The sequence below is a fragment of the Herbaspirillum sp. meg3 genome (genome assembly GCF_002257565.1).
In the GTDB taxonomy this organism is placed as follows: domain Bacteria; phylum Pseudomonadota; class Gammaproteobacteria; order Burkholderiales; family Burkholderiaceae_D; genus Herbaspirillum.
The window spans coordinates 547,344-561,385 of sequence record NZ_CP022736.1; the positions used below are offsets into that span (position 1 = coordinate 547,344).

General features: G+C 57.2%; 12 protein-coding genes. 6 read left to right on the top strand and 6 right to left on the bottom strand.

Annotation, left to right across the window (positions count from 1 at the left end):
- The first annotated feature begins 2 nt into the window (after positions 1-2).
- Positions 3-956, top strand: a complete 954-nt coding sequence (gene fmt, locus hmeg3_RS02515; protein ID WP_094562340.1) for a methionyl-tRNA formyltransferase — start codon at positions 3-5, stop codon at positions 954-956.
- A 29-nt stretch (positions 957-985) separates the two neighbouring features.
- Complete coding sequence (locus hmeg3_RS02520) at positions 986-1,891, top strand: LysR family transcriptional regulator (RefSeq protein WP_094562341.1); 906 nt, start codon at positions 986-988, stop codon at positions 1,889-1,891.
- A 122-nt stretch (positions 1,892-2,013) separates the two neighbouring features.
- On the opposite strand, the gene hmeg3_RS02525 is transcribed toward hmeg3_RS02520, so the two are convergent.
- The 3 genes from hmeg3_RS02525 to hmeg3_RS02535 form a co-directional block, all read right to left on the bottom strand.
- Positions 2,014-2,478 carry a cupin domain-containing protein gene (locus hmeg3_RS02525; protein ID WP_094562342.1) on the bottom strand — a complete coding sequence of 155 codons (465 nt, stop codon included), beginning with the start codon at positions 2,476-2,478 and terminating at the stop codon, positions 2,014-2,016.
- Positions 2,479-2,536: 58 nt separating this feature from the next.
- Positions 2,537-3,148 (bottom strand): isochorismatase family protein, encoded by a 612-nt coding sequence (locus tag hmeg3_RS02530; protein ID WP_094562343.1) that lies wholly within the window; start codon positions 3,146-3,148, stop codon positions 2,537-2,539.
- A gap of 136 nt (positions 3,149-3,284) precedes the next feature.
- Complete coding sequence (locus hmeg3_RS02535; RefSeq protein ID WP_094566093.1) at positions 3,285-3,848, bottom strand: 5'-methylthioadenosine nucleosidase; 564 nt, start codon at positions 3,846-3,848, stop codon at positions 3,285-3,287.
- Between the two features lie 195 nt (positions 3,849-4,043).
- On the opposite strand from hmeg3_RS02535, the gene metH reads away from it, so the two are divergent.
- The 4 genes from metH (at position 4,044) to hmeg3_RS02555 (ending at position 10,490) form a co-directional block, all read left to right on the top strand.
- Positions 4,044-7,790: a methionine synthase gene (metH, locus tag hmeg3_RS02540; protein ID WP_094562344.1), complete on the top strand. Its 3,747-nt coding sequence runs from the start codon at positions 4,044-4,046 to the stop codon at positions 7,788-7,790.
- 58 nt (positions 7,791-7,848) lie between these two features.
- On the top strand, positions 7,849-8,124 hold the full coding sequence (locus tag hmeg3_RS02545) for a WGR domain-containing protein (protein WP_094562345.1): 276 nt from the start codon (positions 7,849-7,851) through the stop codon (positions 8,122-8,124).
- Between the two features lie 382 nt (positions 8,125-8,506).
- A complete protein-coding gene (locus tag hmeg3_RS02550; protein ID WP_232511980.1) occupies positions 8,507-9,688 on the top strand; it encodes an MFS transporter in 1,182 nt (393 codons plus the stop codon).
- Positions 9,689-9,809: 121 nt separating this feature from the next.
- Positions 9,810-10,490: a MarC family protein gene (locus hmeg3_RS02555; protein ID WP_094562347.1), complete on the top strand. Its 681-nt coding sequence runs from the start codon at positions 9,810-9,812 to the stop codon at positions 10,488-10,490.
- 11 nt (positions 10,491-10,501) lie between these two features.
- On the opposite strand, the gene hmeg3_RS02560 is transcribed toward hmeg3_RS02555, so the two are convergent.
- The 3 genes from hmeg3_RS02560 to hmeg3_RS02570 all read right to left on the bottom strand — a co-directional run bounded on the left by hmeg3_RS02560 (position 10,502) and on the right by hmeg3_RS02570 (position 13,985).
- The gene (locus hmeg3_RS02560; RefSeq protein ID WP_094562348.1) at positions 10,502-11,116 is read right to left on the bottom strand and encodes an LON peptidase substrate-binding domain-containing protein; all 615 of its coding nucleotides are present in this window, start codon (positions 11,114-11,116) and stop codon (positions 10,502-10,504) included.
- Positions 11,117-11,181: 65 nt separating this feature from the next.
- Positions 11,182-12,723 (bottom strand): SpoVR family protein, encoded by a 1,542-nt coding sequence (locus hmeg3_RS02565; RefSeq protein WP_232511827.1) that lies wholly within the window; start codon positions 12,721-12,723, stop codon positions 11,182-11,184.
- Positions 12,720-13,985 (bottom strand): YeaH/YhbH family protein, encoded by a 1,266-nt coding sequence (locus tag hmeg3_RS02570; RefSeq protein WP_094562350.1) that lies wholly within the window; start codon positions 13,983-13,985, stop codon positions 12,720-12,722. Before hmeg3_RS02570 ends, hmeg3_RS02565 begins: the two co-directional genes overlap by 4 nt.
- Positions 13,986-14,042: the final 57 nt, after the last annotated feature.

Sequence of the window (14,042 nt, forward strand, 5' to 3'; positions counted from 1 at the left end):
TCATGAAAATCATCTACGCCGGAACGCCCGAATTTGCCGCCATCGCGCTCGAAGCGCTATATGCCGCAGGCCATGAAATCACACTGGTCCTGACCCAGCCGGATCGTCCGGCCGGACGTGGCATGCAACTCCATGCTTCGCCGGTCAAACAATGCGCCATCGCGCACGGCACGCCGGTGGCGCAGCCCATATCGCTGCGTCTGGACGGCAAATATCCCGACGTCGCGCGCGAAGCGCACGAGTTGCTGCGCAACACGCCGCACGACATCATGATCGTCGCCGCCTACGGCCTGATCCTGCCGCGCAGCGTGCTGGATATTCCACGCCTGGGCTGTCTCAATATTCACGGCTCCTTGCTGCCGCGCTGGCGCGGTGCTGCACCGATTCATCGTGCGATCGAAGCGGGCGACAGCGAAACCGGCATCACCATCATGCAAATGGAAGAGGGCCTTGATACCGGCCCGATGCTATTGATGGAAGCATTGCCGATCACGGATACGGATACTACAGGCAGTCTGCACGACAAGCTCGCTGCGCTGGGTGCAAAGATGATCGTCGATGCTGTCCAAAAATTGGAGCAAGGCGAATTGCCGGCGACGCCGCAGCCGGATGAAGGTGCCAACTATGCTGCCAAAATCAGCAAGGAAGAAGCTGCACTTGATTTCACCCAGTCGGCGGAAGTCCTGGCGCGCAAGATTCGCGCGTTCAATCCTTTCCCCGGTGCCTCCGCTCAGTTCGGCGGTGTCACGGTCAAGCTGTGGCAGGCGCAGGTCATGGATGAAGAGACCGCTGCCGCGCCTGGCAGCATTCTCGCTGCGAATGCGCACGACGGCGTCAAAGTGGCATGCGGCGACGGTGTACTGCACATTACGGAATTGCAAAAACCTGGCGGCAAGCGTCTGCCGGCTGCGGAGTTCCTTAAAGGTTTTCCACTGGCAGACGGTGCCTTCCAATAATTTTTGCGGCAGGATATAGGAGCGTATCCATGGATCAACTGACGGCAATGCGCATTTTCCGACGCGTGGTCGAAAGTGGCGGCTTTTCGGCCGCAGCCGACGCGTTGGATATTTCTCATACGGTGGTGTCGCGTCAGGTGCGACAGCTGGAGGAAATGCTCGGCGCGCAATTGCTCAATCGGACTACCCGGCGTTTTTCGCTGACGGAAGTCGGGCAACTCTACTACCAGCGCTGCATCGATATCATTGATCAGGTTGAGGACGCCACGCGTATCGTCTCGCATCATCAGGCGCGTCCCGCCGGCGTATTGCGCATCAATGCACCGATGGTGTTCGGCACGCTGGAAGTGCCCAACTGGCTACCGCAGTTCATGCAAGCTTATCCCGAGCTGAAGGTGGATCTGGTGTGCAATGACCGTTTCGTTGATCTCATCAGTGAAGAGTTCGACGTCGGCTTGCGCATCACGCGCAGTCTGCCCGATTCGACATTGGTCGCCAAGCGCCTGGCGACCAGCGAAATGGCCTTGGTTGCCTCACCGGACTACTTGAAAAAACATGGCATGCCGCGTGAACCAGCGGATCTGTTGAAACACAATTACCTGGCCTATTCTCTGGCGCTCCAGACAACCGAGCTGGTCTTTGTCGGGCCGGATGGGGCCGAGCAAAAGGTGGGGTTGAGCGGCAATGTGCAGGCAAATACCGGTCTGATCGTCTGTGCCGCAGCGCGGGCTGGAATGGGGATGACGGCATCGGCCACGTTCGTGGTGCACGAAGATCTGAAGCGCGGTGATCTGGTGGAGGTATTACCCGAGTATCGCCTGCAATCGCGTGACCTGTACGTGCTGTACCCGCAGAATCATCATCTCTCGCCAAAGGTGCGTGCTTTCGTCAATTTTCTCGCCGAGTACTACGCGACGCCGCGTTGGGAATATTGAGCAGCGGTGAAGAATTTGGTCATGACGATGATCTTCGAACGTTGATCACTGTTCTGCGCGCTGATGACAAAAAAGGCTCCATCTTTGAGGATGGAGCCTTTTAGCGAACCGAAGAGAACGACTTATTTCTTTTCGACCTGAACCAGATCGAAATGATCTGCCTGGTATTGGAACAACAGGCAGTCTTCGCCCTTGGCGCAACCGCTGTAATGCGGCATGTTGGCCGGCAGATTGTAGAAAGAGCCTGCAGGATAATCGATGCGCTTGCCATCGATGACTGCGTAGAAGGTACCCTTCAACACGACGGTCGGCAGGTTCTGCGTATGCAGGTGATAAGGGTTGTCTTTGCCTGCAGGGAAGATCACGAAAGCGTCGTAAGGGCCTTTTCCGGTGATGCTGCCACGTACATCGGCTACCTTGATGCCGCCGGTGCCGGCCAGTTCGCGCCACTTCAAATCAGCAGCAGGAAATGATACCAACGGTTGAGCGGCGGATTTGCCGGCTTTTTTCTTGGTGTCGTGTGCGAGGCTGCTTGTGGCGATGCCGGCGGCAGCCAGGAACAGCAATGCGGTTGCAATACGTTTCATGTTTATCCTTATGAGTGGGTGGTGTGGGGTGCCGGCATCACCGGCTTGCGGGTAAGGGTTATTGCACGCGCAGTTCTAGAATAGCGTTGGTGTCCAGCACATCACCGAATGTGTCGGCAATCGTCGTCAACGCAGTGCGATGCAAGACATCATGTGGAATCACACCGCCGCCGGGGGCGTCGATGTTGCGTGTTGCAGATGCATCGGCAACGACGATGACGTCGTAACCGGCCGGCGCTGCGTCACGCGCTGCACCAGCTACGCAGGCATGTGTCATCAGGCCGGCAATCACCAGCGTTTTTATACCGGCAGCTTTCAGGCGAGCGTCGATGTCCGTCGTCGGAAACACGCTGACGGAGCTCTTTTGCAACAGTGTGTGGTGCGCCTCCGGTTGAATTGCAGGATGAATGGCGACGGTATTGCCATCAACCGCAAAAATCGGTGTGCCGGCAGGTGTCACATGCTGAATGTGGAAGACCGGCATGTTGTGCTGATCGGCAAAGGCAATCAGGCGCTTGGCATTGGCCAGTGCCGTCATACCATCAGGGATGGGCATCTTGCCGATGAAATATTCGTTTTGAAAATCGATGATCAGCAGCGCTGTGCTGTTAGCTTGCAAAGAAACCGGCGCAGAGGCACCGGCGATAGTGCGGATGGTTGGATGTGACATGTTTTCTTCTCCCGTGTTGATAAGCGACAGGGAGGAGAATAGGCGAGGTCTCGTGCGGGCAACAGTAGCCAGGACTCACAAGATATGTGCGGAATCAGCACATATCGTGAACTAGCGCAATATGAGGCTAAAGACCTTATCCGGATATCAGTCTGTCCAGTTGATGCCAAAACAGCTCTGCGCCGCGATGCACATTCTCGTTCCAGTGGTCGGCTGCGTCGTCATCGGCAGAGTCGGTGATGAACTTGAATGCACGCCACGGCACCCCATATCGATGGCAGGTGTGGGCGATGGCGAATAGTTCCATATCAACAACATCCACGCCTTGTTCCACAAGCCACGAGTCGGCGGCGGTAACGAAACTGTCGCCGGTCCCGCAACGGGCGTTGCCGTGACCCGATGAATAGCTGCTGGGCTCGTCCGATAAGGGGGTGACGCCGCGCGCTGCCAGCGGGATCGCCAGCATGTCCCGCTGGATGACGCTGGCGATGTCCAGCAGGCCATCTACAGCGGGATTGACCTTGCCTGCGGTGCCGAAATTGATGATCAATTGCGGCTGGTGTTGCAGGATGGCGGCGGTGGCCGTGGAGGCGGCATTGATTTTACCGACCCCGGTATAGATGACGTCAACGCCGTCAGGGGCATCGACGGCGTTCAGCTCAGAGGCAAGGGCGGTCAGGATCAGGATTTTCTGGGGCATGGCTTGATAAGGATTAGAGGCAAGCAGGGCAAACGCATTGATAAATACAGTCAAGTCCTGAGCCTGGTCGGCTGAGGGTTTGGTAGGCGTTTCACGTATAATTTCAAGACTTTACCAATTTGATAAACCCGGCATGCTGCGTGACCGGGTTTTTGCATTGGGTTATTGCATTATTTCATACTGAAGAACCGAGCCATGAAGCCAAACGATTTGTGCCAAACCGAACTGCTGTTGCGCGACCTGATGTCGCAGCGCATCCTTATTCTGGACGGCGCGATGGGTACCATGATCCAGCAATACAAGCTGACGGAAGAGGACTATCGTGGCGAGCGCTTCAAGGACTTCAGCGTGCCGGGCAAGGAATTGTTCGTCAAAGGCAATAACGAGTTGCTGAGCCTGACCCAGCCGCACATCATCCAGGAAATCCACGAGAAATACCTGGCCGCCGGTGCCGACCTGATCGAAACCAATACCTTCGGCGCCACCGGTGTCGCGCAGGATGACTATCACATGGCGCATCTCGTCTACGAGATGAACGTGCAATCGGCCAAACTGGCACGCGCTGCTTGCGACAAATATTCGACGCCCGACAAGCCGCGCTTCGTCGCCGGCGCGCTCGGCCCGACACCCAAGACTGCCTCGATTTCGCCGGATGTCAACGATCCCGCGGCGCGCAACGTCACCTTCGATCAACTGGTGACTTCGTATCTGGAACAGACGCGTGCGCTGGTTGAAGGCGGCTCCGACGTGCTGCTGGTCGAGACCATTTTTGACACGCTCAACTGCAAAGCCGCATTGTTTGCGATCGACATGTTCTTCGAGGAATCGGGCAAGCGTTTGCCGATCATGATTTCCGGCACCGTCACCGATGCATCGGGACGTATCCTGTCCGGTCAGACCGTACCGGCATTCTGGCATTCCATCCGTCACGCGCGTCCGTTGACTGTCGGTCTGAACTGCGCATTGGGTGCTGCACTGATGCGTCCTTATGCGGAAGAGCTGTCCAAGATCGCGGATACCTTCGTCTGCATTTATCCGAACGCGGGTTTGCCCAATCCGATGAGCGACACCGGTTTCGATGAGACACCGGACGTCACCTCGTCGCTGCTGAAAGATTTCGCCGAGAGCGGCTTCGTCAACGTCGCCGGTGGTTGCTGCGGCACCACGCCTGCACACATCAAGGCGATCGCCGACACCGTCGCGACCATTGCCCCGCGCAAGGTACCGGAAGGCAAGCACGAGATGCTGTTGTCGGGCCTGGAGCCCTTCATCATCAACGATGACTCGCTGTACGTGAACGTCGGCGAACGCACCAACGTCACCGGCTCCAAGGCCTTCGCCCGCCTGATCCTCAACGAGCAATACGATGAGGCGCTGGCCGTTGCGCGCCAGCAGGTCGAAAACGGTGCGCAGATCATTGATATCAACATGGACGAAGCGATGCTCGATTCGCAGGCGGCCATGACGCGCTTCCTGAACCTGATCGCTTCCGAGCCGGACATCGCGCGTGTGCCGATCATGATCGACTCGTCCAAGTGGTCGGTCATCGAAGCCGGTCTCAAGTGCGTGCAAGGCAAGGCCATCGTCAACTCGATTTCGATGAAGGAAGGTGAAGAGAAATTCCTGCACGAAGCCAAGCTTTGCCGTCGCTACGGCGCGGCCGTGATCGTCATGGCTTTCGACGAAGTCGGCCAGGCGGACACCTTCGAGCGCAAGATTGAAATCTGCGAACGGGCTTATCGCCTGCTGGTCGACAAGGTTGGCTTCCCGCCGGAAGACATCGTGTTCGACCCGAACATTTTTGCGGTCGCCACCGGTATCGAAGAACACAACAACTACGCCGTTGACTTCATCGAAGCGACGCGTTGGATTCATCAGAATCTGCCCTACGCCAAGATCAGCGGTGGCGTATCCAACGTCAGCTTCAGCTTCCGTGGCAACGACCCGGCACGTGAAGCGATTCACACCGTGTTCCTGTATCACGCCATCAAGGCCGGCATGACCATGGGCATCGTCAACGCCGGCATGATCGGCGTCTACGACGACTTGCCGGCCGAGCTGCGCGATGCGGTCGAAGACGTCGTCTTGAACCGTCGTCCGGATGCGACCGAACGCATGATTGAAATCGCTGCGACCCTGAAGGCCGGCGACAAGAAAGAAGAAGCCACGCTGGAATGGCGCAGCGATCCGGTAGAAAAGCGTCTCGCACATGCGCTGGTGCACGGCATCACGCAATGGATCGTCGAAGACACCGAAGAAGCGCGCCAGAATCTGTTGAAGAGCGGCGGCCGTCCGATCCATGTGATCGAAGGCCCGCTGATGGACGGTATGAACGTGGTCGGTGACCTGTTCGGACAGGGCAAAATGTTTTTGCCGCAGGTGGTGAAATCGGCGCGCGTGATGAAGCAGGCGGTGGCGCATCTGATCCCCTTCATCGAAGAAGAAAAGCGCCTGATCGAAAAGGAAACCGGCGTCGTTGCCAAGCCCAAGGGCAAGATTGTTATTGCCACCGTTAAAGGCGACGTCCACGACATCGGCAAGAACATTGTCTCAGTGGTTCTGCAATGTAATAACTTCGAAGTCGTCAACATGGGCGTGATGGTGCCGTGCTCGCAGATCCTGGCCAAGGCCAAGGAAGAGAACGCCGACATCATCGGCCTGTCCGGCCTGATCACGCCGTCTCTCGAAGAGATGGCTTACGTCGCCAAGGAAATGCAGCGCGACAGCTATTTCAGTGGCATCAAGATGCCTTTGCTCATCGGCGGCGCCACCACTTCGCGTGCACATACTGCGGTCAAGATCGCACCGAATTATTCCGGGCCGGTGGTCTATGTTCCGGATGCTTCCCGTGCCGTCTCGGTGGCGCAATCGCTGCTGACGCCCGAGAGCAAGGATCAGTACATTGCCGACATCGGAACCGACTACGAACGCATCCGTGAGCAGCACGCCAACAAGAAGGCCGTGCCATTGGTGCCAATCGCCGCTGCGCGCGACAACAAGATGCAACTGGAGTTTGCACCGGTCAAACCGAAGTTCATCGGCCGTCGCGTGTTCAAGAATGTAGATCTGGCAACGCTGGCCAAATACATCGACTGGGGTCCGTTCTTCCAGACCTGGGATCTGGCCGGTCCGTATCCGGCGATTCTGAAAGACGAAGTCGTCGGTGAAGCCGCCACCAAGGTATTCGAAGAAGCGCAAGCCTTGCTGAAAAAAGTCATCGACGGTCGCTGGCTCACCGCCAACGGCATCGTCTCGCTGCTGCCGGCCAACACCGTCAACGACGACGACATCGAGATCTACACCGACGATACACGCACGCAGGTTGCGTTGACTTATTACGGTGTGCGTCAGCAAACCGAAAAGCCGGTGATCGACGGCGTGGCCCGTCCGAATCAGTGTCTGGCGGACTTCATCGCGCCCAAAGAATCCGGCATCGCCGATTACATCGGCATGTTCGCGGTGACTTCCGGTCTTGGCATCGAGAAGTACGAGAAGCGCTTTGAAGATGCGCACGACGATTATTCATCGATCATGCTGAAGGCTCTGGCCGATCGTCTGGCCGAAGCCTTTGCCGAGTATCTGCACGAGCGTGTGCGTACCGATCTGTGGGGCTACGTGCCGCAAGAGTCGCTGACCGCCGAGGAGCTGATCAAGGAAAAATACGTCGGCATTCGTCCCGCCGCCGGCTACCCGGCTTGTCCGGAACACACGGTCAAGGCCGAAGCGTTCAAGGTCATGCAGTGCGATGAAATCGGCATGACCGTCACCGAGTCGTACGCCATGTTCCCTGGCGCATCGGTGTCGGGCTTCTACTTCGCCCATCCGGAATCGAAGTACTTCGTGGTCGGCAAGATCGGTGACGATCAGGTCACCGACATGGCTGAGCGCCGTGGTGTTGCCAAGGAAGACGTGGAGCGCTGGCTGGCGCCGAACTTGTCCTGATGGCTGTTTTTAAGTACTCTTTTATTGATTTCGTTTACTCATTTTCTTTTCTTGCGCCATGATCGATTCCGCCGACAACGTCACCCACATGTTGCCCGTCACCGGGCCGATGCGCCTGAATTTTCATACCGATCAACCGGATGCAGCGCGGGTGTTCGTCGCCGACCTGAATCAGGATTTGCTGGGTGACTGGATCGTCACGCTGAGCTGGGACGGCAAGCCGCAAGTCCGCGGCGGCGGCCGTGTGACGGTGGTCGACGACCAGGAAGCAGGTTTCAAGATGATCCAGAAGATCGCGCAGAAGAAAGAAAAAAGCGGTTACAGGTTGGTGTGAGCGGTCAACGGCTGAGCGTAAAAAATGCGCGGTAATTCATCTTCAGCCCATTCATAAACGCGCAGGAATATTCCTGCGCGTTTTTTCTTTCCGGCCCCTTGTCTGCACCCTCTTTCGTCTCGTGTTAGGCTGTCCTCCGCCATGCATCGACGAAAATGTTGTCGTGTCAATCATGTTGCAGTGATGCTCCTGCACGGATCGCACCATCGCCATCGACGTTGTCATCCCGGTGCCGATGCATGACAGGAGACCAGACATATCAATAAACGAGACGGAGAACCCGCGCGTGACTTCCACCCCAGCAGCATCTGCCAACAATCACCCTCCGTCGGAAACCGACTCCTCCTATGCCGTCGTGCGCCTGCTGATCACGCTGGTGCTGATGATCATCGGCGCCAGCGGCATGTATGTCGTGGCCGTTGTGCTGCCGGCCGTGCAGGCTGAATTCGGGGTCGCGCGCGGCGTGGCGTCGATGCCTTACACCTTGTCGATGATCGGCTTCGGCATCGGCGGTATGCTCATGGGCAAGATGGCGGATCGTTTCGGCGTGATGATTCCCTTGCTGGTGGGTGCGGTCTGCCTCGGGCTTGGCTTTATCCTTGCTGCCATGGCGCCGAACATTGTCGTGTTCACGCTGGCGCATGGTTTGCTGATCGGTTTATGCGGCAGCTCGGCGACATTTTCGCCACTGATCGCCGACACATCGCTGTGGTTCGTACGCCGCCGCGGTATCGCCGTGGCTGTCTGCGCCAGCGGCAACTATCTGGGCGGCGCCATCTGGCCGCCGATTGTGCAGCATTTTGTTGAGACGGTCGGCTGGCGTCAGACGTATATCGGCCTTGGCATCGTCTGCTTCCTCGTCATGGGCGGTCTGGCCTTGCTGATGCGCCGTCGCCCGCCTATCGCCTCGAAGGCGACCTCGCGCGGCGGCGTCGATCTCTCGTCCGAGCGGCCTTTTGGTTTGCCGATGGGCAAAGCGCAGTTGTTGCTGTGTGTCGCCGGCGTTGCCTGTTGTGTGGCGATGGCCATGCCGCAGGTGCATATCGTGGCGTACTGCGGAGATCTTGGTTACGGTGCTGCGCGCGGGGCCCAGATGTTGTCGCTGATGCTGGCCTGTGGCGTGGTCAGCCGCCTGATTTCCGGGTTGATTTGCGATCGTATTGGCGGCTTGCGCACGCTGTTGCTGGGCTCGGCCCTGCAAGGCATCGCTTTGCTGCTGTTCCTGCCATTCGATGGATTGGCGTCACTGTATGTCATCTCCGCGCTGTTCGGCTTGTTCCAGGGGGGTATCGTGCCTTCCTACGCCATCATCGTGCGCGAATACTTCCCGGCGCGCGAAGCCGGCGGCCGCGTCGGCGCCGTCATCATGTGCACGATGCTTGGCATGGCGCTGGGTGGATGGATGTCCGGCCAGATTTTCGATCTGACCGGCTCGTATCATGCGGCTTTCCTCAATGGCATTCTCTGGAATTTGCTCAACCTCGGCATCGGCGTTTTTTTGCTGCGACGGACATTGCGCAAGCACGATGGTGGCAGCGCCGGCCTGCAAGGCGCAAGCGCGTAAATAGCGATCGGACATATTGGTTTGATTTAGCGGCGCGCCTGCATTACGCTATCGGCATTGCAGGCAACCGCCTGCGAGCATTTGTCTTTCTTCGCTGGCCACCGCGCCGGAAAGCTCCACCATGCTGATCATTTTTCTCAAGGCCGTCTTGTTGATACCGGTGACCTTGCTGCCGATTCTTAATCCTTTCGGCATTGCGCCGGTTTTCGCCAATTTGATCGGCGACGTGCCGCGCCAGGTTGAAAACCGTGTTGCCCGCCAGGTGGCGATCAATTGCTGGTTCATGCTGGTCGGCGCGATCTTTATCGGCTCGCATGTACTGACCTTCTTCGGTATTTCCCTGCCCATCGTCCGGATCGGCGGGGGCCTCTTGGTGGCCGTATCGGGATGGCGCTTGCTGAGCGATAACGAGCAGGAGTCGTCGATCAAGACGCAGGTTGCCAAAACCTACGACGATGAGTCCAACGAAGAACTGAAGGCACGCAGTTTTTACCCGATCAGCTTTCCGCTGACGGTCGGTCCCGGCACGATTGCGGCTTCCATCACGCTGGGTGCAAATACACCGGCACGACTGGTGGACTGGGTCATGTCGATCGGCAGTGCCGCCGTCGGATCGGCTTTGACGGTGCTGGTGGTATATCTGTGCTATCGCTCGGCCAACAAGATTGTGAGTTTGCTGGGACGATTGGGCACCATGGTGGTGCTGCGTCTGTCCGCTTTCATCCTGTTGTGCATCGGGATACAGATTTTCTGGTCGGGATTTACCGGCTTGCTGGTCGAAACCGGTTTGCTGCCACCCTGATCAAAGAAAAATCAGTGCAGCAGACCGCGCTCGCCTAGCAGATCCTGTATCAGTTCGAGTCGCAGTACAGGATTGTCGAGTGCCAGCAGGTTTTGTTTTTGCTCCACACTCATCGGCAGCATTTCGCTCCAGCGATTGGCAACCCAGCCGCAATCATCCAGACGGTAGGGCGTCGCGACGGGGATGTCACTTTCCGGGATCGAATGATTTTTCAGCGACGCCAGCAGGTTCATCAAGGCCGTTACGGTGTTTTGCAATTCTTCAGGCACGGCAACGGTCTGGTCTTTTTCCAGCGGTTCGACCTGTGCCATCCACAATCCATGTTTGAGCTGCTCTTTGGACGTCACGCGAAAGCGCGTGGTGCCGCTGCAGGAGATGCGCAGCAAGCCTTGCACCGGCGCTGACCATTCATTGATATGTGCCAGCGTACCCACGGAGACGAAGGTTTCCACCTGGCCGGGACGCCGCACTTCATTGCCAGATGTCAGTGCCACCACGCCGAACGAGGTACCGTTGGCGATGCACTTGTTGATCATGTCCAGATAGCGCACCTCAAAAATCTGCAGAGGAAGGCGGCCGTCCGGAAAGAGTGCTGAGCCCAGTGGAAAAAGCGGGATGGTGTTCATGAACTGAATTTGCCTGATGATGTTCAAGTGGTCACCTGTGTTTTTCTATATACATCGGCATGCGGTCATGTCCGCAACACATAGCGATTTTCGCTGATGCATTCATAGCGTTGCACGATGTAGCCGTTGTCGTCCACGCTTTCCAGATAGACGTCAAATTGCCATAGCCGCGCCATGTGACGCAGGACCTCATTGGTGCTTTCGCCCAGCGAGCGGCCATCGCTGCGGAAATGACGCAAGGTCAGGCTGCGGTTGCCGCGCGTATTGACCGACCACACCTGGATGTTGGGTTCGCGGTGATTGATGTCGTACTGGCGCGACAAGGCTTGCCGCACATATTGATAGCCACTCTGATTGTGAATCGCGGAGACTTCGAGCTCGCTGCGGCTTTCATCGTCCAGCACCGCAAACATGCGCATGTCGCGCATCAGTTTGGGTGATAGATATTGCGCGACGAAACTCTCGTCCTTGAAGTTGCGCATGACGTAATGCAAGGTATCCAGCCAGTTGCTGCCGGCCATATCGGGAAACCATTCCCTGTCTTCGTCGGTGGGATTTTCACAGATGCGGCGAATGTCGCTCATCATGGAAAAGCCCAGTGCGTAAGGATTGATGCCGTTGTAATACGGCTTGGTGATCGGCGGCTGAAACACCACGTTGCTGTGCGAATGCAGGAATTCCATCATGAAACCGTCGGTCAGTTTGCCTTGGTCATACATCGTGTTGAGCAAGGTGTAATGCCAAAAGGTCGCCCAGCCTTCGTTCATGACCTGGGTTTGCCGTTGCGGATAAAAGTACTGGCCGACCTTGCGTACGATGCGGATGACTTCACGCTCCCACGATTCCAGCAGCGGCGCATTTTTCTCGGCGAAGTACAGAAGATTCTCCTGCGGCTCCGGCGGAAAGCGTTCCTCGACTTGTGTGGCGGCGGTTTCTTTCTTCGCCGGCAAGGTCCGCCACAGTTCATTGACTTGCGATTGTGCATAAGCTTCGCGCTCGCGCTGCTGCGCGCGCTCTTGTGCGAGCGACATGCGCTGAGGGCGTTTGTAGCGATCCACGCCGTAGTTCATCAGGGCGTGGCAGGAGTCCAGCAATTCCTCGACACGGTCGAAACCATAGCGCTCTTCGCATTCAGCGATGTAGCCTTTGGCGTAGACCAGATAGTCGATGATCGCGCTGGCATCGGTCCACAGCTGGAACAGGTAATTGCCCTTGAAAAACGAGTTGTGACCATACGCCGCATGCGCCACGACCAGCGCTTGCATCGTCATCGTATTTTCTTCCATCAGATAAGCAATGCACGGATTGGAGTTGATCACGATCTCGTAAGCTAGCCCCATCTGGCCGCGCTTGTAGTCGCGCTCGGTCGACAAAAAGTGCTTGCCGAACGACCAGTGGCGATAGTTCACCGGCATGCCTGAGGAGGCATAGGCATCCATCATCTGCTCGGCGGAAATGATCTCCAGCTGGATCGGATAGATGTCCAGCTTGTAGCTCGCGGCGACCTTGGCGATCTCTTCGTTATAGCGCTCGATCAGTTCGAAGCTCCAGTCCGAAGGGCAGGGCAGAGGATCATGTTTGATCGGCGTATTCAGTCGCGTATTCATGCATGGACCTGCTTTTCAAAAAGTTCACGGAAGACCGGATAGATTTCGGCTGCAGACTGCACTTTTTTCATCGCAAAATGCGGGTGTTCAGATAGCAACTGCGTGTATTCGGTCCACAGGTTTTGTTCCGGCTCGGCCACCTGAATATAAGCAAAGTAGCGGCACATCGGAAGGATGGCTTCTTCCAGAATGCTCCGGCATTTTGGCGAATCGTCGTTCCAGTTATCTCCGTCGGATGCTTGCGCGCCGTAGATGTTCCATTCGCTGGCCGGGTAGCGTGTCTTGACGATGTCCTGCATTAGTTCCAGCGCACTCGACACGACGGTGCCACCGCTTTCCTGTGAATGGAAGAAGGTGTCTTCATCGACTTCATCGGCACGCGTGTGATGGCGGATGAAGACCACCTCGATGTGCTCATAATTGCGCGTCAGAAACAGGTACAGCAGGATAAAAAATCGTTTCGACAGATCCTTGCGCTGTTCGTCCATCGAGCCCGACACGTCCATCACGCAAAACATCACGGCGCGGCTCGACGGTTGCGGCTGACGCACGCGATTGACGTAGCGCAGATCGAACGGATCGATGAATGGAATGCGCCAGATGCGACCTTTCAGGTGATGGATTTCCTCTTCGAGAAGATGGATCTCCGGGCGCTTATCGCTGGGATCCTTGTTCAATTCGCATAGCTGCTCTTCCAGCTCACGCAGTTTTGCCACCAGCGGGCCGCCCAGGGCAATCCGCCGGCCCAGGGAGCTGCGCAGCGACCGCACGATGTCGATGTTATTGGGGGAACCATCGACCGAATAACCGGCGCGCATGTTCTTCCAATTGGGAATCGACATCAGATTGGTCTGGATCAGGCGCGGCAACTCCAGGTCTTCGAAGAAGTACTGCATGAATTCTTCGCGCGACAACTCGAAGGTGAACTCGTCCTGACCTTCGCCTTCATTGCTGGCGGTGCTGCCGCCGTCGCCGGATCCGCCGCTGCGGCGTGGGATGCGGTCACCCTGCAGGTAATCCTGATTGCCGGGATGCACGATTTCACGCTTGCCGCCGCGGCCGTGATGGAAGGCCGGTTCGGAAATATCCTTGCGTGGAATGCTGATGCTCTTGGAGCTTTCGATGTCCTTGATACTGCGGTCGCGCACCGCTTCGGTAACGGAACGCCGGATATCGCTGCGAAAGCGGCGTAGAAACCGCTCCCGGTTGGCGATGCTCTTATTCTTGCCAGCTAGCCTGCGGTCGATGATCTGATGGAGCAAATCCGTTCTCCTGCTGGTGAGAATCTGTTTTGAATCCTACTGCGAGGCCATGATCCC

What these genes read in the sequence shown, in the direction of transcription:
- hmeg3_RS02520 (WP_094562341.1), top strand. Translation starts at nt 986, where the DNA reads ATGGATCAACTGACGGCAATGCGCATTTTCCGACGCGTGGTCGAAAGT.
- hmeg3_RS02565 (WP_232511827.1), bottom strand. Translation starts at nt 12,723, where the DNA reads ATGAATACGCGACTGAATACGCCGATCAAACATGATCCTCTGCCCTGC.
- hmeg3_RS02535 (WP_094566093.1), bottom strand. Translation starts at nt 3,848, where the DNA reads ATGCCCCAGAAAATCCTGATCCTGACCGCCCTTGCCTCTGAGCTGAAC.
- hmeg3_RS02525 (WP_094562342.1), bottom strand. Translation starts at nt 2,478, where the DNA reads ATGAAACGTATTGCAACCGCATTGCTGTTCCTGGCTGCCGCCGGCATC.
- metH (WP_094562344.1), top strand. Translation starts at nt 4,044, where the DNA reads ATGAAGCCAAACGATTTGTGCCAAACCGAACTGCTGTTGCGCGACCTG.
- hmeg3_RS02560 (WP_094562348.1), bottom strand. Translation starts at nt 11,116, where the DNA reads ATGAACACCATCCCGCTTTTTCCACTGGGCTCAGCACTCTTTCCGGAC.
- hmeg3_RS02530 (WP_094562343.1), bottom strand. Translation starts at nt 3,148, where the DNA reads ATGTCACATCCAACCATCCGCACTATCGCCGGTGCCTCTGCGCCGGTT.
- hmeg3_RS02545 (WP_094562345.1), top strand. Translation starts at nt 7,849, where the DNA reads ATGATCGATTCCGCCGACAACGTCACCCACATGTTGCCCGTCACCGGG.
- hmeg3_RS02550 (WP_232511980.1), top strand. Translation starts at nt 8,507, where the DNA reads ATGATCATCGGCGCCAGCGGCATGTATGTCGTGGCCGTTGTGCTGCCG.
- hmeg3_RS02555 (WP_094562347.1), top strand. Translation starts at nt 9,810, where the DNA reads ATGCTGATCATTTTTCTCAAGGCCGTCTTGTTGATACCGGTGACCTTG.
- fmt (WP_094562340.1), top strand. Translation starts at nt 3, where the DNA reads ATGAAAATCATCTACGCCGGAACGCCCGAATTTGCCGCCATCGCGCTC.